Origin of the sequence: Meridianimarinicoccus sp. MJW13 (assembly GCF_014901205.1) — a bacterium.
Classification (GTDB): domain Bacteria; phylum Pseudomonadota; class Alphaproteobacteria; order Rhodobacterales; family Rhodobacteraceae; genus Meridianimarinicoccus.
This window is the reverse complement of record NZ_JACNMU010000007.1, coordinates 237,347-255,710: the sequence shown is the minus strand read 5'-3', so window position 1 is coordinate 255,710 and position 18,364 is coordinate 237,347. Positions and strand designations below refer to the sequence as shown.

The 18,364-nt window shown below is 63.9% G+C and carries 18 protein-coding genes and 1 pseudogene; 13 read left to right on the top strand and 6 right to left on the bottom strand.

Annotation, left to right across the window (positions count from 1 at the left end; translation table 11 throughout):
• Positions 1-960, bottom strand: coding sequence for an NADPH:quinone oxidoreductase family protein (locus H8B03_RS14415; RefSeq protein WP_193142574.1), 960 nt, complete (start codon positions 958-960; stop codon positions 1-3).
• 286 nt (positions 961-1,246) lie between these two features.
• On the opposite strand from H8B03_RS14415, the pseudogene H8B03_RS14410 reads away from it, so the two are divergent.
• Both H8B03_RS14410 and hisN read left to right on the top strand, forming a co-directional pair.
• Positions 1,247-1,456 (top strand): annotated as a pseudogene (locus tag H8B03_RS14410) (helix-turn-helix domain-containing protein); the annotation flags it as partial.
• Between the two features lie 155 nt (positions 1,457-1,611).
• Positions 1,612-2,415: a histidinol-phosphatase gene (gene hisN / locus H8B03_RS14405; RefSeq protein WP_193142572.1), complete on the top strand. Its 804-nt coding sequence runs from the start codon at positions 1,612-1,614 to the stop codon at positions 2,413-2,415.
• A gap of 118 nt (positions 2,416-2,533) precedes the next feature.
• Here hisN and guaD read toward each other — a convergent pair whose 3' ends face one another.
• The gene (guaD, locus tag H8B03_RS14400; protein WP_193142571.1) at positions 2,534-3,838 is read right to left on the bottom strand and encodes a guanine deaminase; all 1,305 of its coding nucleotides are present in this window, start codon (positions 3,836-3,838) and stop codon (positions 2,534-2,536) included.
• Between the two features lie 174 nt (positions 3,839-4,012).
• Here guaD and mgtE point away from each other — a divergent pair, with 174 nt between their 5' ends.
• The 4 genes from mgtE to H8B03_RS14380 all read left to right on the top strand — a co-directional run bounded on the left by mgtE (position 4,013) and on the right by H8B03_RS14380 (position 8,684).
• Positions 4,013-5,389, top strand: a complete 1,377-nt coding sequence (mgtE, locus tag H8B03_RS14395) for a magnesium transporter (RefSeq protein WP_193142570.1) — start codon at positions 4,013-4,015, stop codon at positions 5,387-5,389.
• Entirely contained in the window at positions 5,386-5,940 is a 555-nt protein-coding gene (locus H8B03_RS14390; protein WP_193142569.1) for a 5-formyltetrahydrofolate cyclo-ligase, read from the top strand. Before mgtE ends, H8B03_RS14390 begins: the two co-directional genes overlap by 4 nt.
• Positions 5,941-6,017: 77 nt before the next feature.
• Positions 6,018-6,830, top strand: a complete 813-nt coding sequence (locus H8B03_RS14385; RefSeq protein WP_193142568.1) for a TIGR00282 family metallophosphoesterase — start codon at positions 6,018-6,020, stop codon at positions 6,828-6,830.
• A 75-nt stretch (positions 6,831-6,905) separates the two neighbouring features.
• The gene (locus H8B03_RS14380; protein ID WP_394355475.1) at positions 6,906-8,684 is read left to right on the top strand and encodes an SLC13 family permease; all 1,779 of its coding nucleotides are present in this window, start codon (positions 6,906-6,908) and stop codon (positions 8,682-8,684) included.
• 377 nt (positions 8,685-9,061) lie between these two features.
• Here H8B03_RS14380 and H8B03_RS14375 read toward each other — a convergent pair whose 3' ends face one another.
• Together H8B03_RS14375 and H8B03_RS14370 are read right to left on the bottom strand one after the other, a co-directional pair.
• Entirely contained in the window at positions 9,062-9,640 is a 579-nt protein-coding gene (locus H8B03_RS14375) for a PEP-CTERM sorting domain-containing protein (RefSeq protein ID WP_193142567.1), read from the bottom strand.
• A gap of 414 nt (positions 9,641-10,054) precedes the next feature.
• A complete protein-coding gene (locus H8B03_RS14370; RefSeq protein ID WP_193142566.1) occupies positions 10,055-10,606 on the bottom strand; it encodes a hypothetical protein in 552 nt (183 codons plus the stop codon).
• Positions 10,607-11,068: 462 nt separating this feature from the next.
• Here H8B03_RS14370 and H8B03_RS14365 point away from each other — a divergent pair, with 462 nt between their 5' ends.
• Positions 11,069-11,809 (top strand): YebC/PmpR family DNA-binding transcriptional regulator, encoded by a 741-nt coding sequence (locus tag H8B03_RS14365; protein WP_193142565.1) that lies wholly within the window; start codon positions 11,069-11,071, stop codon positions 11,807-11,809.
• Positions 11,810-11,919: 110 nt separating this feature from the next.
• Positions 11,920-12,153: a YdcH family protein gene (locus tag H8B03_RS14360; protein WP_193142564.1), complete on the top strand. Its 234-nt coding sequence runs from the start codon at positions 11,920-11,922 to the stop codon at positions 12,151-12,153.
• Positions 12,154-12,198: 45 nt separating this feature from the next.
• On the opposite strand, the gene H8B03_RS14355 is transcribed toward H8B03_RS14360, so the two are convergent.
• Together H8B03_RS14355 and H8B03_RS14350 are read right to left on the bottom strand one after the other, a co-directional pair.
• Entirely contained in the window at positions 12,199-13,611 is a 1,413-nt protein-coding gene (locus H8B03_RS14355; RefSeq protein ID WP_193142563.1) for a short-chain fatty acyl-CoA regulator family protein, read from the bottom strand.
• A complete protein-coding gene (locus H8B03_RS14350; protein WP_193142562.1) occupies positions 13,608-14,846 on the bottom strand; it encodes a multidrug effflux MFS transporter in 1,239 nt (412 codons plus the stop codon). The genes H8B03_RS14355 and H8B03_RS14350 overlap by 4 nt, the downstream gene beginning before the upstream one ends.
• Positions 14,847-15,021: 175 nt before the next feature.
• On the opposite strand from H8B03_RS14350, the gene H8B03_RS14345 reads away from it, so the two are divergent.
• From H8B03_RS14345 to H8B03_RS14325, 5 genes are read left to right on the top strand one after another with little or no spacing between them, the layout of a single operon-like run.
• Positions 15,022-16,554, top strand: coding sequence for an acyl-CoA carboxylase subunit beta (locus tag H8B03_RS14345; RefSeq protein ID WP_193142561.1), 1,533 nt, complete (start codon positions 15,022-15,024; stop codon positions 16,552-16,554).
• A 36-nt stretch (positions 16,555-16,590) separates the two neighbouring features.
• Positions 16,591-17,151 carry a hypothetical protein gene (locus H8B03_RS14340; RefSeq protein WP_193142560.1) on the top strand — a complete coding sequence of 187 codons (561 nt, stop codon included), beginning with the start codon at positions 16,591-16,593 and terminating at the stop codon, positions 17,149-17,151.
• On the top strand, positions 17,148-17,546 hold the full coding sequence (locus H8B03_RS14335; protein ID WP_193142559.1) for a RidA family protein: 399 nt from the start codon (positions 17,148-17,150) through the stop codon (positions 17,544-17,546). Before H8B03_RS14340 ends, H8B03_RS14335 begins: the two co-directional genes overlap by 4 nt.
• Entirely contained in the window at positions 17,546-17,932 is a 387-nt protein-coding gene (locus tag H8B03_RS14330; protein WP_193142558.1) for a hypothetical protein, read from the top strand. Before H8B03_RS14335 ends, H8B03_RS14330 begins: the two co-directional genes overlap by 1 nt.
• Positions 17,929-18,318, top strand: coding sequence for a hypothetical protein (locus H8B03_RS14325; RefSeq protein ID WP_193142557.1), 390 nt, complete (start codon positions 17,929-17,931; stop codon positions 18,316-18,318). The genes H8B03_RS14330 and H8B03_RS14325 overlap by 4 nt, the downstream gene beginning before the upstream one ends.
• The last annotated feature ends 46 nt before the right edge of the window (positions 18,319-18,364 follow it).

Genomic DNA, 18,364 nt, shown 5'->3' with positions numbered 1-18,364 from the left:
TCAGGGGGTGATGACCACTTTGCCGGTGGACTTGCGGCTGCGCAGCAGCTCCAGCCCCACGTCGGCTTTCTCCAGAGGCAAGGTGTGGCTGATGTGCGGCCGCAGCTTGCCCTCGGCGTACCAGTCGAACAATTCGGCCATCGAGTCTGTCAGCACCTTGGGGGCAAAGGCCAGGTAGCCGCCCCAGTACAAGCCATGGACGGTGATGTTCTTCACCAGCAGGTAATTGGCGGGGATCTGCGGCACCTGACCGGCGGCAAAGCCGATCACCAGCACCCGCGCACCGGGACGGCAGGCGCGCAGCGCCGCCGAGAACATCGGATCGCCCACCGCATCATAGATCACGTCAACGCCGCCCATGGCTTTCAGCGCGGCCTTCAGGTCAGGGGTTTCGCTGTCGATGACCTCATCGGCCCCGGCCCGGCGCGCGATGTCCAGCTTTTCGACCCCGCGGGCGCAGGCGATCACCCGTGCGCCCATGCGATGGGCGATCTCGACCGCCGTCAGGCCCACACCCCCGGCCGCGCCCAACACCAGAACGGTTTCGCCCGGTTGCAGGTTGGCCCGGTGGCGCAGCGCCACATGCGAAGTGCCATAGGCAATCTGGAACGCCGCCGCATCGGCGAAGGGCATTGCATCGGGCAGCGGCACGCAGCGGTCCGCAGGCACGCAGGCGACCTCGGCCAGACCACCACCGCCCGAGTAGGTTCCGACGCGGGTGCCCACCGCCAGGCCCGTCACCTCGGATCCCACCGCCCGCACCACGCCGGCGAATTCCATCCCCAGGGTCAGGGGCAGCGGCGGCTTTTCCTGGTACTGCCCCTTGATGGTCAGCAGATCGGCGAAATTCAGCCCACAGGCGGCAATGTCGATCTGCACCTCGCTCGGGCCGGGTCGGGGCGGCTCCACACTGTTAAGTTGCGGCGTTCCACCGATTTCTTCCAGTTGCCAAGCCCGCATTTGGTTCTCCTTACCCAAAAAACACTGTTTGCCGTCCGAGGTTTCGAATATGTGAAGTGTTAACCACTGGTAAAGATTAAGCTGACGTTGCACTGTATTTTTGAGAAATTTTTCCAGTATATGCGTTACAAGAGTGTTGCACGCCCCGAAGCGGTCGCTTTCCGGTCCTGTACCCATGGTGCGGGGACATGCCGGAACAGCACAGCGGGAGAATCCCAACGGCCCAGAACGGGCCAGGCGTTTCGGCTTTCACCAGTTTGGTATTGAGCGATTTGGGAGAACAGGAATGCCACATCCAGTGGATACCCACGTGGGAAACGTCATCCGTCAACGACGGCGCGAGATGTCGATGACACAACAGCAACTGGCCGAGCAGGTCGGGATCAAATTTCAGCAGATCCAGAAGTACGAAACCGGGGTGAACAGGGTCAGCGCCTCTCGCCTTTGGGAAATTTCTCAAGCCCTGTCGGTGCCGATCGACTATTTCTTCAAGGGCTACAACCCCAGGGCGCAGGACCCGGCAATCGAAGTGACCCCGTTCCGCCGCTAGGGCGGAGCTTTGCGAAAACCCCGTCCCCGGCCGCGCAGGCCGGGTGACAGACGCGCTTGCGCCCGCTATGACGCCTCCATCTTCAGGTGCGGGTGGTCGACGTGGTCCAACAATCAGAAATCTCCGGTCTTCTCGACTGTGCCCTGAAACTGGCCGATGCGGCGGCCAGGATCAGTCTGTCGCACTTCCGCACGCGGGATCTGGCGGCCGACAACAAGGCCGCAACCGGGTTTGACCCGGTCACCATCGCGGACCGCGAGGCCGAACGCGCGATGCGGCAACTTCTGGCGGACCTGCGCCCCAAGGATGCGATACTTGGAGAGGAATTTGACGTCAAAACAGGCACTTCCGGCCTGACGTGGATCCTTGACCCCATCGATGGCACACGCGCCTTCATGTCTGGGACCCCGACCTGGGGCACGCTGATCGCCTGCTGTACGGCAGACGGCCCGCTTCTGGGGGTAATCGATCAGCCGCACACTGGCGAGCGTTTCATCGGCACGCCCGACGGCGCACATCTGGCGCATCGTGGCACGACAACACCGATGACGGCGGCCGCGACGACCGACCTGTCGCAGGCCATCCTGTTTTCAACTTTCCCCGAGATCGGCAGCCCGGCCGAACGCGCCGCCTTCACCCGCGTGGCCGAGCGTGCCCGTCTGGTGCGCTATGGCATGGATTGCTACGCTTACGGGCTGCTGGCCATGGGCCAGATCGACCTGGTCATCGAGGCCGGATTGAACGCCTATGACATCGCCGCTCCGGTCGCGGTGATCGAGGCCGCCGGCGGGATCGTCACCGATTGGCAGGGCGGGCCGGTCTGGCAGGGCGGTCAGGCGCTGGCCGCCGCCACGCCCGAGCTTCACGCCGCAGCGCTGGCGCTTTTGAACCGGCCAGATACCTAGACAGACGCGCGCTTCGGCTTGTGCCCTGCCATTTCTTCTTGGCAAAAATACTCAAGGCACCCCGACAGCATTGCGCGACCACGTCGCAGCACATCGCGCCACCGACCCAAATTCCAGTTCACTCAGACGCGTTGACCCTACGCCCCTGCACATATGTCGCTGCCACCGACCGGTCCTCGCCCATCATGATGGTGGGAAAGACCGCCTCCCAGATGTCATTGGCTTGTGCTTGGCGCTGCGCGATGGCGGGGGTGGCGGCCAGGTCCAATACCACCAGATCCGCATCGCTGCCGGGCGCCAGCGTGCCAAGGCGATCGTCCATCCGCAGCGCGCGGGCCGAGCCTTCGGTGGCCAGCCACAGAAGCTGCGCCGGATGCAGTGCGGTGCCGCGCAACTGGCCGACCTCATAGGCTGCGGCCATGGTCCGCAGCATGGAAAAGCTTGACCCGCCGCCTGTGTCCGTGGCCAGCCCGACGCGCTGTCCGGCGCGGCAATGGTCCATCGTCGCGAACAGGCCCGAGCCGATAAAGGTGTTCGAGGTCGGGCAATGGATCAGGCTGGCGTCCACCGCGCGCAGGCGGTCGATCTCGCGCGGCTCCAGATGGATGGCATGGCCGTACAGGCCGCCGGGGCCCAGCAGCCCGTGGGATTCGTAGGTGTCCAGGTAGTCCCGCGCCTCGGGAAACAATTCGCGAACCCAGGCGATCTCCTCGTGCTGTTCGGACAGATGGGTCTGCATCAGGCAGTCGGGGTGTTCGGCCCAAAGCGCCCCAAGGGCCGCCAGCTGGTCGGCTGAGGAGGTGGGGGAGAACCTTGGCGTGATGACATAGGCCGCGCGCCCGCGCCCGTGCCAACGGGTCAGCAGCGCCTTGCTGTCGTCATAGGCGCTTTGGGCGGTGTCGCGCAGCCCCTCGGGCGCGTTGCGATCCATGCTGGTCTTGCCGGCGGCCACGCACATGCCACGGGCCTCGGCGGCCTGGAACAGCGCCTCGACGCTTTCGGGATGGATGGTGCAGAAACTGGCCACTGTCGTGGTGCCATTGGCCAGCAGAAGATCCAGATAGCGGGCGGCGATCTCGGCGGCATAGGCCGGGTCGCCGAACTTCATCTCTTCGGGGAAGGTGTAGGTGTTCAGCCAATCGATCAGCCGCTTGCCCCAACTGGCGATCATCGCGGTCTGGGGATAATGGGCGTGGGCATCGACAAAGCCGGGCAGGATCACCCCATCGCCATGGTCGATCCGCCGGGCGTCGGGGTGGGCGGCCAGCACCGTTTCAGCCGGGCCGTGGGCCAGGATCTTGCCGTCGGCCACCGCCACTGCGCCCCGGCGATCGTGGCGGGCGGCTGTTTCAGGCGGTCCGGCGAAAGGATCGTCCCGAAACTGCACAACCTGACCCAACAGTACCGTCACCTTGCCCGACATGGCCCAACCCTTCCTGCCTTGTGCCCACGGCCGGTTTTTTCGCCATACCAGGGCCATTCCGGCCAAGCATGGCAGTTTGTTGCAAATCCGTACATGCCCCCCTTGCCGAGCGGACCACCCCCTTGTTAGGTCCAGCCTACGGCACGTCGAGACAGCACCGCAGCGGAGGGGCAGATGAGCGAACATCCCGAGACTTTCGAGCCCGCCGACACTGTCCTGGATCCGCGCCGGATCACCAAGATCCTGGCCGCGGTGGCCGACCGCGACGCGGCCCTGCTCAACGACAACCTTGACGGTCTGCACCCCGCCGACATCGCCGACTTCCTGGAACAGGTCAGCGATGGCGACCGCGATGCCTTCCTTGAACTGTGGTCCGGCGAAGACGCGGGCGAGGTTCTGTCGGAACTGGACGAGGGCCTGCGCGAAGAGGTCATCGGCCAGCTGGATCCTGCGGCCCTGTCCGAAGGTGTCCGCGATCTGGAAACCGACGACGTGGTCGACCTGGTCGAGGATCTGGAAGACGACCAGAAGGCAGCCATCCTTGACGCGCTGGAGGATTCCGACCGGTTCGCGGTGGAACAGTCGCTGGCCTTCCCCGAGGATTCCGCCGGCCGCCTGATGCAGCGCAACGCGGTCACGGCGCCCGAGGATTGGACCGTGGGCCAGATGATCGATCACATGCGCGATGCCACCGATCTGCCCGAACAGTTCTACCATGTGACCCTGCTCGATCCGCGCATGAGCCCGGTGGCCAATGTCACTCTGGGCCGACTGCTGAGTTCGTCGCGCGCCACGCTGCTGAAAGACATCACCGAGGAAGTTTTCATCCTGATCCCGGTGACCGAAACCGGCGAGGATGTGGCTTATGCCTTCAACCAGTACCACCTGATCTCGGCCCCGGTGGTGGACGAGGCCGGGCGCCTAGTCGGGGTTATCACCATCGACGACGCGATGATCGTGCTGGACGAGGAAAACGAGGAAGACCTGCTGCTGCTGGCCGGGGTCAGCGGCGAAACCAGCCTGTCCGACACGGTGGTTGAAACCGTGCGCGCGCGCCTGCCCTGGCTGGCGGTGAACCTGCTGACCGCGATCATCGCCTCGCTGGTGATTTCCCAGTTCGAGGATGCGCTGACGCAGGTTGTGGCGCTGGCGGTGCTGATGCCGATCGTGGCTTCGATGGGCGGCAACGCGGGCACCCAGTCGCTGACGGTGGCGGTGCGGGCGCTGGCCACGCGCGACCTGACCGGATCGAACGTGACGAGGGTGATCCGGCGCGAGGCGCTGGCCGGGCTGGCCAACGGCGTGTTCTTCGCGGTGGTCATGGGGCTGATCGGTGGGCTCTGGTTCAGTTCGCTGACCCTTGGCTTGGTGCTGGGCGTGGCGATGGTCATCAACCTTCTGGTGGCGGGGCTGTCGGGCATCCTGATCCCCATCGTGCTGGAGAAACTGGACTTCGACCCGGCGCTGGCCTCGGGCACTTTCGTGACCACGGTGACGGATGTGGTGGGTTTCTTCGCCTTTCTCGGTCTTGCCAGTTACGTGCTGCTATGAGCGTCGAGGCCAAGACTGCTGCCCGCAAGGCCGGGTTCGCCCGGCGCAAGACGGCACATGACCAAGCCGATCCTGCCCCGGCGCTGGCCGCTTTGCGCGCGGTCTTGTCCGATCATCAGGGGGCCATCCTGTCCGGCTATATGGCGATCCACACCGAGATGGACCCGCTGCCGGTGATGTCCGACTGGACGCGCGTGGCCCCGGTGGCGGTGCCGGTGATCCTTGGCAAGGGGCAACCGTTGAGTTTTCACCGCTGGACCCCCGAGGCCGAGATGACCGACGGTCCTTTCGGTGCCCGCATTCCGGCCCGGTCCGATCCACTGGTGCCCGAAGTGCTGATCGTGCCGATGGTTGCGTTTTCGCGCAGTGGTGCGCGGCTGGGCTATGGCGGCGGGTTCTATGATCGCACGCTGGAAGGGTTGCGCGCGCGCGGGCGTGTGCTGGCCATCGGGCTGGCCTATGCCGCGCAGGAAGATCCGGACCTGCCGGTCGAACCGGTGGATCAGACGCTGGATATGATCGTCACCGAACAGGGTGTGATCCGGCCCTGATCGGCCTGTGCCCCCAAGCCGCCCGGCGGATTGCAATTCTGCTTGCTCCGGACCCGCGCGCCGCCTAGGCAAAGCTTATGAGACTACTTTTCCTAGGTGACATCGTTGGGCGGTCCGGGCGGACCGCGGTTCGGGAGCGGCTGACGCAATTGCGGGCCGACTGGAAGCTGGATTTCGTCGTGGTCAACGGCGAAAACGCAACCTCGGGTGCGGGGCTGTCCCCGGATCATGCCAAGCAACTGCTGGAGTCCGGCGTCGATTGCCTGACACTGGGCGATCACGCCTTCGATCAGCGCGACATGCTGGGCTTCATCGACAAGGAGCCGCGCATCCTGCGGCCGATCAATTTCGCCAAGGAAGCGCCCGGCAGCGGTGCCCGGATGTTCAAACTGCCGGACGGGCGCAAGATCCTGGTGGCGCAGGTTCTGGGCCAGGTGTTCATGAAGCGCCCCTTCGACGATCCGTTTTCGGCGCTGGACCTGCTGTTTCGCCGCAACCCGCTGGGCGGGCAGGCGCAGGCGATCCTGCTGGATGTGCATGCCGAGGCCACCTCGGAAAAGATGGGGCTGGGCCATTTCTGCGACGGCCGCGCCTCGCTGGTGGTGGGCACGCATACCCATGTGCCCACGGGCGATGCGCAGATCCTGCCCGGCGGCACCGGCTATCTGACCGATGCCGGCATGTGCGGCGACTACAATTCCGTCATCGGCATGGACAAGGCCGAGCCCTTGCGCCGTTTTGTGACCGGCATGGGCAAGGGCCGCTTTGTTCCGGCCAACGGCGAGGCCACCCTGTCGGGGGTTCTTGTGGAAACCGATGATCGCAGCGGCAAGACGACCTCGATCCGCATGATCCGCCATGGCGGACGGCTGGAAGCCAGTACCCTGTGAGATTTCCGTTGTCCCGGCGCTGGTGTTCTGTCTGTTATGGCGTCGGTGTGACGTGAAGAGGGACCAGACCGCACAATGATGGCCATTCTCGGAATGGAACATTCAGCGCCGATCATCGCCCTGATGATCGTGGCCCTGATGTTCATCGGGTTTCTGCGCGAGACCTTCCCCGCCGAGGTTGTGGCCCTGGGCGGGGTCTCGGCAATGCTGGTGCTGGGGATCCTGCCCTACGACTCTGCGCTGTCGGTGCTGTCGAACCCGGCGCCCTGGACCATTGGCGCCATGTTCATCGTCATGGGGGCGCTGGTGCGCACCGGTGCGCTGGAATGGTTCATCGGCCAGACCGAGGTGGTGTCCCGCAGGAAGCCCTTCATGGCGGTGCTCGTGCTGTTGTTCTTCGTGGTTGTGGCCTCGGCCTTCGTGTCGAACACGCCGGTGGTGGTCGTCATGATCCCGGTGTTCACGCAATTGGCGCGGTCGCTGGGCCTTGCGCCCTCGAAACTGCTGATCCCGCTGTCCTATGCCGCAATCATGGGCGGAACGCTGACGCTGATCGGCACCTCGACCAATCTGCTTGTCGATGGTGTCGCGCGGGAGCAGGGGCTGGAACCCTTCACGATCTTCGAAGTGACCCCGCTGGGTCTGGCCGTGGTGGCCTGGGGCGCGATTTACCTGGGCGTGCTGGGACCGAAGCTGTTGCCGGAACGGGACAGCATGTCGAGCCTGCTGTCGGGCCGCAAGGGCATGAAGTTCTTCACCGAGGTGGCGATCCCCGAAGGCAGCGCCCTGACCGGCCAGACCGTGACCGAGGTAGATCTGTTCAAGCGCGACGGTGTGCGCCTGATCGACGTGTTGCGCGGCGATGCCTCGCTGCGCCGCGACCTGTCGGCGGTTGTGCTGGAGCCGGGGGATCGCGTGGTTCTGCGCACCCAGATCGCCGAGGTTCTGGGCCTGCAGAAGAACCGCGACCTGCGCATGGTGGACAAGCTGTCGTCGGTGGAAACCACCACTGTCGAGGTTCTGATCACACCGGGATGCCGCATGGTGGGCCGGTCGCTGGGCGCGCTGCGCCTGCGCCGCCGCTATGGTGTCTATCCGCTGGCGGTGCATCGCTCGAACCAGAACATCGGCCGGCAGATGGATGACATCGTGGTGCGCGTGGGCGACACGCTGCTGCTGGAAGGCGCGCCCGAGGACATCCAGCGACTGGCTGCCGACATGGAGTTGGTGGACGTCTCCTCGCCGTCCGCACGGGCCTACCGGCGCAGCCATGCCCCCGTCGCCCTTGCCGCGCTGGCGGGCATCGTCGTTCTTGCGGGGCTTGGTGTCGCGCCGATCCTGATGCTGTCGGTTGTGGCCGTGGCCGTGGTGCTTCTGACCCGCTGTATCGATGCCGAGGAGGCGTTCTCTTTCGTGGATGGGCGGCTGCTGGCGCTGATCTTCTCGATGCTGGCCATCGGGGCCAGCCTGGAAGCCTCGGGCGCGGTCACGCTTCTGGTGAATGGTATTTCACCGCATTTGACGGGGTTGCCGCCCTTCGTGCTGGTGTGGTCGGTCTATCTGCTGACCTCGATCCTGACCGAGATGGTGTCGAACAATGCCGTGGCGGTTGTGGTCACCCCGGTGGCGATCGGTCTGGCGACGGCGCTGGGGATCGATCCGCGCCCGCTGGTGGTGGCGGTGATGATCGCGGCGTCCGCCAGCTTTGCCACACCCATCGGCTATCAGACCAACATGATGGTCTACGGTCCGGGGGGCTACAAGTTCAGCGACTACCTGAAGGTGGGCATTCCGTTGAACCTGAGCATGGGTGTCCTCGCCTCGTTCCTGATCCCCTTCATCTGGCCGCTCTGAAGCAGCGGGCGCCGATGCGAGAGCGGGCCGGAACCCGTGCCGAAACCTGTCCGGGCAAGGCTTTGATGTTGGGGTGATTGGTGTTCCGGGCACGGGCCAGACAGGCCACCTTGATGCGCGGGCCTATCTCTCAGGGTTTGGCCCTTCCCGGTTCAGCTGCCCACGACCATCCACGCGACAGGAACGCCAATGGGAGCCGCCAAGCGGCGGTGCGGGTCTTGTGTGTGAATACGGGGGGAGGGGGCGGTGCCAGGCCCGGCTGTCATCGACCGGCGGGAAGTGCTGTTCACGCCTGGATACGCGGGGCGATTGGCGAACGTGTCAACCAAAGAAAAAGGGGCCCGAAGGCCCCTTTCCCAAATCTTGATCCGAATGGATCAGGCGCGTGCCTTGCGGCGGCGGGCCAGACCCAGCAGACCCAGACCACCTGCCAGCAGGGGCAGGGCGGCCGGAAGCGGAACTTCCGAGGTCGTGAACGATGCGCCGACGTTCACCGGGTAGGTGATGCCGTCTTCCCAGTACAGGGTGAACGTGTCACCCTGGTTCATGAACAGACCCGGCAGCGAAGCCAGAGCCGCGGCAGAGCTGCTCGAGAACACGATCACGATGCCGTCGTTCTTGAACGAGTTGACCGTGGCCGAGGTGAAGCCGTACTCCACGTTGTTCAGGTCTCGACCGCCGTTCGAGCCGGTAGCGGACAGTGCGATGGTGTTCACACGCAGGCGCTCAAGGGCGGTGTAGGTGAACTCGGCGGAATCGCCGGGGCTCAGGATCTCGTTCGTGGTTACCGAAACATTGGCGACAATGTCAGCAACATTGGCGACAATGTCAGCGGTCGTGATCTTGTTGGACGGTGCCGGCACGGGGCCGGAGCCGTACACAACAACCGCTGCCGAAGCGGCGTTTGCTGCGAAAATGGTTGCGGCGATGGCCGCTGCTTTCAAAAACTTGCTCATACGGTGTTACCCTCTCTTAACTCCTGCATAGAGTTATGGGGCAAAAATGGCCTTGGGTCAACAAATCGTTGCGAATTCTCCCGCATAGGGTGCGCGGTGTGACACAGGCCAAAAACTGTCAAAAAATCTCGCGTCATTCGATAAGCTGCTGAATTAAATCAGATTAAATCAGACCTGACCGGAGGCGAGGTAGTGGAATCCGCTCAAAATCCGTGCAGGTCTGAAACCTGGGTGCCGGTCCAGAGCGAGATTCTTTCTAAATTTTTAAGGTGTTTTGGGGATCGAAGGACTGAAGAGCCCGGCGATTCTGTCGAAAATGACCGGTCTCTACGGCGATTTCGACGCGATTCTGCTTTGAAAAACATGGCAGGAAGGGCATTGCTGCCCTTCCCTGGAGTTGTTCGAATATGGTTGTCAGGACTTGGCTTTACGCCGCGCCATTCCCAGCAGGCCGAGCGCACCGGCCAGAAGCGGCAGCGCCGCAGGCAGGGGAACTTCGGATGTGGTGAACGAGGCGTTGATCGATGCCGGACTTTGCGTGTTTGCCCCGGACCAGTAGAGCGAGAACATGTCGCCCGCGTTCATGATAAATCCGTTCAACGACGCGACCCCGATAGAGGACGTCGGTCCAAACGTGAAGATCTGCCCATCGTTCAGGAAGGACATCGTGGTCGACGACGTCAGTCCGTATTCAATGGCCCGGACGGTTGCGCGCGTACCGGTTGCAGTCAGGGCGATGGTGTTCACCCGCAGACGCTCCAACGCGGTGAACTTGAACTGGTCAAGATCTTGGGGTGAAAGGACGTCCGCCACATTGACCGTGTTCCCGACAGAGATGTCGGTAAGAACCATTGCATTCGCGGCAGCGGGTGTTGGGCCGGCTCCGTAGACCACCACAGCGGCGCTTGCGGCATTGGCCGTCAGCAGGGCCGCTGCGACGGCAGTTACTCTCAAAATCGCTTTCATAATCGAGCTTCCCTCTCGTCAATCATTAACCAGATATCGCAAAATCTTTCCCAAAGGTCAACGATTGCGTTAACGCATTCCCTTGGTCGGGCCTTCTCTGGGGTGAAGATTTCCCGGCGTGCCGGCAAAGACCCATCTCCCTAACGCTAGGGAAACAAAGCGAATTTACTGACAATCCGGGCCCGTCAGGCCGCATCCGTCCCGCTTGGGGGTGGCCGCAACTTTATCGGCAGTCAAAGCGTGTGACATTCCGCACTAAACCTAAGGTTGTATTTTTGCGGAAACCCAGGCCCGTCACAGGTCTATCGGGGTCGTGATTCTGGTCCGACGGCGGATTGTGCCGGTCTCGTCCCCATGGGGCCGCAAGCTTGGTCCGGAGGGGTGCCCCGTGTCCAGGGCTTGCAGCCGCGCGCGGGCCTGCTTTATAGAGGCGCATCGCTTCACAGGCAGAGGAATTCGTGTATGGCCGGCCATTCCAAATGGGCAAACATCCAGCATCGCAAGGGCCGTCAGGACGCTGCACGGTCGAAACTGTTTTCCAAGCTTTCCAAGGAAATAACGGTTGCAGCGAAGATGGGCGACCCGGACCCGGACAAGAACCCGCGTCTGCGTCTGGCAGTCAAGGAGGCCAAGTCGAACTCGGTCCCCAAGGATGTGATCGACCGTGCCATCAAGAAATCCCAGGGCGGCGACGCGGAAACCTATGACGAAATCCGCTATGAAGGCTACGGCCCCGGCGGCGTGGCCGTCATCGTCGAGGCGATGACCGACAACCGCAACCGCACCGCCTCCAGCGTGCGGTCGACCTTTTCCAAGAACGGCGGCAACCTCGGCGAGACCGGGTCGGTGTCCTTCATGTTCGACCGCAAGGGAGAGATCGTCTATCCGGCCTCGGTCGGCGATGCGGACGCGGTGATGGAAGCGGCGATCATGGCGGGTGCCGAGGATGTGGAAAGCTCGGAAGACGGCCACATCATCTATACCGCCGACACCGATCTGAACGACGTGTCGAACGCCATGGAAGAGGCGCTTGGCGAAAGCGAAAGCACCAAGCTGATCTGGAAGCCGCAGACCACCACCGAGCTGGACCTGGACACGGCGCAGAAGCTGTTCAAGCTGATCGAGACGCTGGAAGACGATGACGACGTGCAGAACGTCACCGCGAACTTCGAAGTGTCGGACGAGGTCATGGCCGCGCTGTGACTCTCCGGCGGGCAGTTTGCCTGCAACGGCACCCCGCGCAAATGACACGTGTCAAGGTGCGGGGTGCTGCGGTTTCCTAGGATGTATGGGCGCTACCAACGAGGTTAGAGATGGCCCATACGCCCCATGACCTGTCAGACGAGTTTCCCGACCGGATCCATGTGCTGCACGATTTGCGCATGAAGGACGCCACGGTCGCGCGTCTGGTGGATGAATACAATCAGATCAACGAAACCCTGTACCGGGTGGACACCAACAAGCTGCCCATGGCCGATGTCGAGGCCTTGCGGCTGCGCAAGTCCCGTGTCGCGCTGCGGAGCGAGATCGACCGGATGCTCGGATAGGCCGAGAAACTTCGGGACGACTTGCGATCTGCGGGCCGTCCCCGGTCAGCCCTCGACCTCATAGGGCAGGGTGCCGCGGCGGTTCGGATCGACCACCAGCCGCCGTTCCAGCGGTGGAACCGACCGCTGGTGGCAATTCGTTCGTTCGCAGATCCGGCAGGAAATGCCGATGGGCTCGAACGCCTTGGCATTGTCCAGATCCAGATCGTCGGCGTAGACCAGCGACCCGGCGTGCTGCACTTCGCACCCCAGCCCGATGGCGTAGCGCCGGATCGGGGCGTGGAAGCTGCCGCCGGGTTTCGACACATCCCGCGCAAGGCAGAGATAGCGCCGCCCGTCCGGCGTTTCAGCCAGTTGCCGCAGGAACCGCCCCGGCGTTTCCAGTGCCCGGTGGACGTTCCACAGCGGGCAGGCGCCGCCATAGCGGGCGAATTGCAGCATCGTGGCCGAATGGCGCTTGGTGATGGTGCCGGCCTGATCGACCCTCACGAAGAAGAAGGGGATGCCCTTGGCACCGGCGCGTTGCAGGGTCGACAGACGATGCGCCACCTGCTCGATCGAGGCGCCGAACTGGTCGGCCATGCGTTCCAGGTCGTGCCGCGTGGCCTGTGCCTGCTGCTGGAACAGCCCGTAAGGCAGCAGGGCCGCGCCCGCGAAATAATTGGCCAGACCGATCCGGGCGATGGCCGCGGCTTCCTCGGACTGGAAGCGGGCCAGATCCAGCGTCGCGCCGATCAACTCGCCCTGTGTCAGCAGCGCCACCTGGTGCAGAAGCTGGAAGGTGATCGAGGCTGCCGGCGCCCGGTTGGACAGATGCAGGGACTTGCTGCCGGGATCATAGCCACGCAGCACGGCATTGTCCTCGAACCGGACGCTGACGCCGATCCTGTCCAGCGTGTCCAGCGCCCGCCGTCGCAGGTCCGGATGGCCGCCCACCAACGGCGCCCCGTCGGCAAAATGCTCGGCCGCGCGATCCACCGCGTCGATGTAGTTGTCACAATAGTGAAAGAAGTCGCGCACTTCTTCCCACGGCGACTGGGCATGGCTGCCGCCGCCCGCGCCCAGGGCCTCGTCCAGCGAGGCCAGCCGTTCATGCGACCGGCGGTAGGCGTGGTGCAGTTCCAGCAAGGCGCGCGCCAGCGCCGGCGCGTTGGAGGCCACCAGCCGCAGGTCGGCCAGCGGCGGATCATTGCCCGAAAACACCGGATCGGCCAGCGCCTCGCGCATGTCCGACACCAGCCGCTCGCTCTCGCCGCTGCTGAGTTCTGTAACATCCAGCCCGAATTCCTGCGCCAGCGCCAGAACCACCCCCGCCGCGATGGGTCGGTGGTTGTTTTCCATCTGGTTCAGATAGGGCAGGGACACGCCCAGCTTCTCGGCAAAGGCCTTCTGGGTCAGCTCCAGCCTGCGGCGAATGTCGCGCAGCTTGGCGCCGGCATAGATCTTCTGGCGGGTCATGGCTGCATGTCAGAGGGGTCGGTGGCGCCGACCTGACGCGCGCGGCGGATCACATACAGGATCGACAGCACCGACAGGACCGAGGTCACGAACATCATCCAGATCAGCGGATAGGCGCCGCGTCCGGGCACCAGAACCGCCGCGGCCAGCGCCGAAAGGGCCGCGCCGCCGCCGATCATCATCGCCCCGCCCAGGCCCGAAGCCGTGCCCGCCAGACGCGGCCGCACCGACAACATCCCGGCGGTGGCATTGGGCAGAACCAGCCCGTTGCCCAGCCCCACGAAGGTGGTGAAGCCGAAGAAGACCCACGGGTTGTGCCAGCCGGCCAGCGACAGGATCAACGACAGACCCAGCCCGGTGCAGCACAGCAGGGTGCCGGTCAGGATCATCGCGTTGATGCCGCGCCGGATCGAATACGCGCCCGAGATCGCATTGCCGGCCATATAGCCCACTGCGGGTGAGCCCAGCAGGATGCCCAGCATCAGCGGGCTGAGCGAGAACACCTCGGTGCCCACGTAGGGCGCGCCGCCGAGGTAGGCAAAGAACGCCCCTGACGAGAACATGGCGGCGAAATTGTAGCCCCAGAAGCGTGGGGAGCGCAGAAGTTCCGGCGCTTCGCGCATTTGGTCGGCCAGGGCGTTGGGGCCGGGGGTGGCGGTTTCTCCCAGGTCGGCCCAGGTCAGATACAGCGCGCCCAGCCCCAGGATGCCGAGGATATGGAAGGTCCATTCCCAGCCCAGAAGCTGATCGATGGCGCCGCCCAGCATCGGCGCCAGCATCGGCACCAGTGCCATGCCCATGGTGACATAGCCGATCATCGAAGCGGCTTCATTCTGCGGAACCACATCGCGCACGATGGCGCGTGACAGCACCATGGTCGCCACCACCACCGCCTGTCCCATGCGCAGGGTCAGGTAGACCTCGACCGAGGGCGAAAACGGGATGGCAAAGGAAAACCCCACGAACAGCGCCAGCGACCACAACAGCACGGGACGGCGGCCCAACCGGTCCGACAGCGGCCCGATGAACAGCTGCAACACGGCATTCACCGCCAGGTACAACGTCACCGACAATTGCACGACGCCATAGCCGGTGTCGAATTGCTCGGCCATCGCGGGCAGCGAGGGCAGAAACATGTTCATGGCCGCCGCGGACATGCCCGCCAGCACCACCAGGGTGGCCAGGTGCGGCGGCGTGTCCCGGTCGAGGAACTTGTGCGGGTAACGGGCAGCCATGGCGGGGTCCTTCGTTGATGGCGCGTCAAATCTATAAGGTGCTGACAACAAACAATGTTTGCAATTATGCAATTTGCAGTAGCATGTATCATATGCAGTTGCAAATTTTCTGAATTCCACTTTGCGGACTGCCATCTCCTGTATAGGGTGCCTGCAAAACAAGGGAACCCGGCATATGAAAGATATTCTTCAGGAGCTTGAGCATCGTCGCACCGAGGCGCGCCAGGGGGGTGGTGAGAGTCGGATCGAGGCGCAGCACCGCAAGGGCAAGCTGACCGCCCGCGAACGCATCGAACTGTTGCTGGACGATGACTCCTTCGAAGAGTTCGACATGTTCAAGGCGCATCGCTGCACCGATTTCGGCATGGAAGCCGACCGGCCCGCCGGCGACGGCGTGGTGACCGGCTGGGGCACGATCAACGGCCGCATGGTCTATGTCTTCAGTCAGGATTTCACCGTCTTCGGCGGGTCGCTGTCGGAAACCCACGCGGAAAAGATCTGCAAGATCATGGACATGGCCGTTCAAAACGGCGCGCCGGTGATCGGGCTGAACGACTCGGGCGGGGCGCGGATCCAGGAAGGCGTGGCCTCTCTGGCAGGCTATGCCGAGGTGTTCCAGCGCAACATCATGGCGTCGGGCGTGGTGCCGCAGATCTCGGTCATCATGGGGCCCTGTGCGGGGGGCGCTGTCTATTCGCCGGCGATGACCGATTTCATCTTCATGGTGCGCGACACCTCGTACATGTTCGTCACTGGTCCGGACGTGGTGAAAACCGTGACCAACGAACATGTCACCGCCGAGGAACTGGGCGGGGCGTCGACCCACACCAAGAAATCTTCGGTCGCCGATGGCGCCTTCGACAATGATGTCGAGGCCCTGACCGAAGTGCGCCGCCTTGTGGACTTCCTGCCGCTGAACAACCGCGAAAAGCCGCCCGTGCGCCCGTTCTTTGACCAGACCGACCGCACCGTGCCGTCGCTCGACACCCTGATCCCGGACAACCCGAACCAGCCCTACGACATGAAAGAGCTGATCGTGAAAACCGCCGACGAGGGCGATTTCTACGAGATCCAGGAAGATTACGCCAAGAACATGATCACCGGCTTTATCCGTCTGGAAGGTCAGACGGTGGGCGTGGTGGCCAACCAGCCGATGATCCTGGCCGGTTGCCTGGACATCGACAGCTCGCGCAAGGCGGCCCGCTTCGTGCGCTTCTGCGACGCCTTCGAGATCCCGATCCTGACGCTGGTCGACGTGCCGGGCTTCCTGCCGGGCACCAGCCAGGAATACGGCGGGGTCATCAAACATGGGGCCAAGCTGCTGTTCGCCTATGGCGAAGCGACGGTGCCGAAAGTGACGGTGATCACCCGCAAGGCCTATGGCGGCGCTTATGACGTGATGGCCTCGAAACACCTGCGCGGCGATTTCAACTATGCCTGGCCCACCGCCGAGATCGCAGTGATGGGCGCCAAGGGCGCGACCGAGATCCTGTACCGGTCGGAACTGGGCGAGCCCGAGAAGATCGCCGCCCGCACTGCCGACTATGAGGACCGTTTCGCCAACCCCTTCGTGGCTGCGGAAAAGGGCTTCATCGACGAGGTGATCATGCCGCATTCGACGCGCAAGCGGGTGGCGCGGGCCTTTGCGTCGCTGCGCAACAAGAAGGTCACCAACCCGTGGAAAAAGCACGACAACATCCCGTTGTGATGCGTTAGTCTCCCCGTGACAATCAAGGGGGATGTCATGGGGATACTGCCACTACTGACACTGATCATAGGAGTTTTCTCGGGTCTTATCATTGCCACGGGGGCACCGGATTGGTTGTCCGAACTGGCGCGGCAGAAGGGGTTTTTCACCACCGAAGCCTTGCAGGTGTTGCTGATCGCGGCGGTTCTGACCCAGGCCCACCGTATCCGCGCCGGGGGCCAGGAAAACCACAAGCGCGAAACACGCATCGCGACACTGGATTTCATCGCGTCGGTCTGGGGGTACTACGACACCTCGCGCATCGCGCTGGAGCGGAAATTTCCAAAGTCGGTGGTGACGCTGGAAGAGTTGACCAAAGAGGACAGGGAGCACGTGGACGTCTTGTTGAACACCATGAACATCGTCGCCGCCGGCATCCGGCATGACGCGCTGGACCGCTCCGTGATCGCGGATGTCTACGGTCTGCACTATCTGGCGGTAAACCGGAAGTACGCAGCCTATGTGGCGGAGCGGGCGCAACGGGCACGCATCGACCCCTGGCCGCATCTAACGTGGTTTCTGGGTGAACTGGGCATACCGGCGGGGGCAAGGGCATGACCAGATTTCACAAGATCGCCACGGCACCGACCCCGGTCGGACCCTTCTGTCACGCCACCGAGGCGGACGGCTGGGTGATGCTGACCGGCCAGATGCCGACCACGCCGGGCGCACCGGACGCGCCGCTGCCCGAAGGGGTAGAGGCGCAGACCGTGCGGGTGATCGAGAACCTCAAGCTGGTGCTGGAGGGGATCGGGTTGAGCCTGGAGGACGTGGTGCAGTGCCGCTGCTACCTGACCGAGTTCAAGCGCGACTTCGACGCCTTCAACAAGGTCTACATGTCCTATTTTCCGGACGGGCAACGTCCGGCCCGCACCACCATCGGGGTGACCGCCCTGGCCGTGGATGCGCTGGTCGAGATCGACATGCTGGCCGTCCGGCGGGGCGCCGCCTGATGCGGCGCAACGGCTGGCATATGGTCAAGACGGACGACGGTCTGACATTGGCGCGGCGGTTGCCGGCGCGCTTCGATGTCGAAGCAACAACCCGGCTGCCACGGCTGCGGGCACGGGTTCTGGCGCACGAGGTTCGCAAGGATCTCTGGCGTCTTCTGCGCAGCCAGCGGGGGTTTTCACCAGTGATTGAGCTGTCCGAGCGCGACGGGGGACTGTTTCTGCGCGCCGGCGGTCAGATCGCGGGACCGGTGCCGGGGGGCCTGGGCTCGCGTATTGCACATATGTTGGAAACTCCCGCCCTCAGACATCGCTGGGCAACCCATGCCCGGCTGCGCCCCACGGCGGCGAAGATGGCCACGCGGGCCGGAACGAAGGCGGGTTCATGATCAAGCATCGCGGATTCCCCGGGCGGCTGCCCGGCACCGATTACCAGTTCACCATTCGCCGGGCTTCCAAGGCCGGGGCGACGCCGCTGAAGGCGCGGGAGCGGTACAAGGATCGCAAACCCGCCGACCGGCGCGCCGATGCCGCCTTTCTGGGCGCCCTGATCGACCATTTCGGCGAGGCACCCTTCGAGCGTGGCAACCTGGATGCCGGGCGGCTGAGCTGGCTGCTGGGGCGCGAGGTTGTTCCCGCCGAGGAACCATTCGATCCAGCAAGTTACGAGGCGCTTCTGCATGTGGATATGCGGGCGGCGCGGGCCGGATTTCCGGCCCTGTTCCAGGATGAAGACGAGGTCTGGGACGGCGAAGACGATGCAGACGACGCCTGAGACGGCGGCGCTGACAACACCGAGATTTCCGGAGGTGGCGGGGCCG

Coding starts and splice junctions, on each gene's coding strand:
- H8B03_RS14385 (WP_193142568.1), top strand. CDS start 6,018: ATGAGACTACTTTTCCTAGGTGACATCGTTGGGCGGTCCGGGCGGACC.
- mgtE (WP_193142570.1), top strand. CDS start 4,013: ATGAGCGAACATCCCGAGACTTTCGAGCCCGCCGACACTGTCCTGGAT.
- H8B03_RS14360 (WP_193142564.1), top strand. CDS start 11,920: ATGGCCCATACGCCCCATGACCTGTCAGACGAGTTTCCCGACCGGATC.
- H8B03_RS14345 (WP_193142561.1), top strand. CDS start 15,022: ATGAAAGATATTCTTCAGGAGCTTGAGCATCGTCGCACCGAGGCGCGC.
- H8B03_RS14330 (WP_193142558.1), top strand. CDS start 17,546: ATGCGGCGCAACGGCTGGCATATGGTCAAGACGGACGACGGTCTGACA.
- H8B03_RS14365 (WP_193142565.1), top strand. CDS start 11,069: ATGGCCGGCCATTCCAAATGGGCAAACATCCAGCATCGCAAGGGCCGT.
- H8B03_RS14335 (WP_193142559.1), top strand. CDS start 17,148: ATGACCAGATTTCACAAGATCGCCACGGCACCGACCCCGGTCGGACCC.
- H8B03_RS14370 (WP_193142566.1), bottom strand. CDS start 10,606: ATGAAAGCGATTTTGAGAGTAACTGCCGTCGCAGCGGCCCTGCTGACG.
- H8B03_RS14415 (WP_193142574.1), bottom strand. CDS start 960: ATGCGGGCTTGGCAACTGGAAGAAATCGGTGGAACGCCGCAACTTAAC.
- H8B03_RS14355 (WP_193142563.1), bottom strand. CDS start 13,611: ATGACCCGCCAGAAGATCTATGCCGGCGCCAAGCTGCGCGACATTCGC.
- H8B03_RS14375 (WP_193142567.1), bottom strand. CDS start 9,640: ATGAGCAAGTTTTTGAAAGCAGCGGCCATCGCCGCAACCATTTTCGCA.
- guaD (WP_193142571.1), bottom strand. CDS start 3,838: ATGTCGGGCAAGGTGACGGTACTGTTGGGTCAGGTTGTGCAGTTTCGG.
- H8B03_RS14380 (WP_394355475.1), top strand. CDS start 6,906: ATGATGGCCATTCTCGGAATGGAACATTCAGCGCCGATCATCGCCCTG.
- H8B03_RS14325 (WP_193142557.1), top strand. CDS start 17,929: ATGATCAAGCATCGCGGATTCCCCGGGCGGCTGCCCGGCACCGATTAC.
- H8B03_RS14390 (WP_193142569.1), top strand. CDS start 5,386: ATGAGCGTCGAGGCCAAGACTGCTGCCCGCAAGGCCGGGTTCGCCCGG.
- H8B03_RS14340 (WP_193142560.1), top strand. CDS start 16,591: ATGGGGATACTGCCACTACTGACACTGATCATAGGAGTTTTCTCGGGT.
- H8B03_RS14350 (WP_193142562.1), bottom strand. CDS start 14,846: ATGGCTGCCCGTTACCCGCACAAGTTCCTCGACCGGGACACGCCGCCG.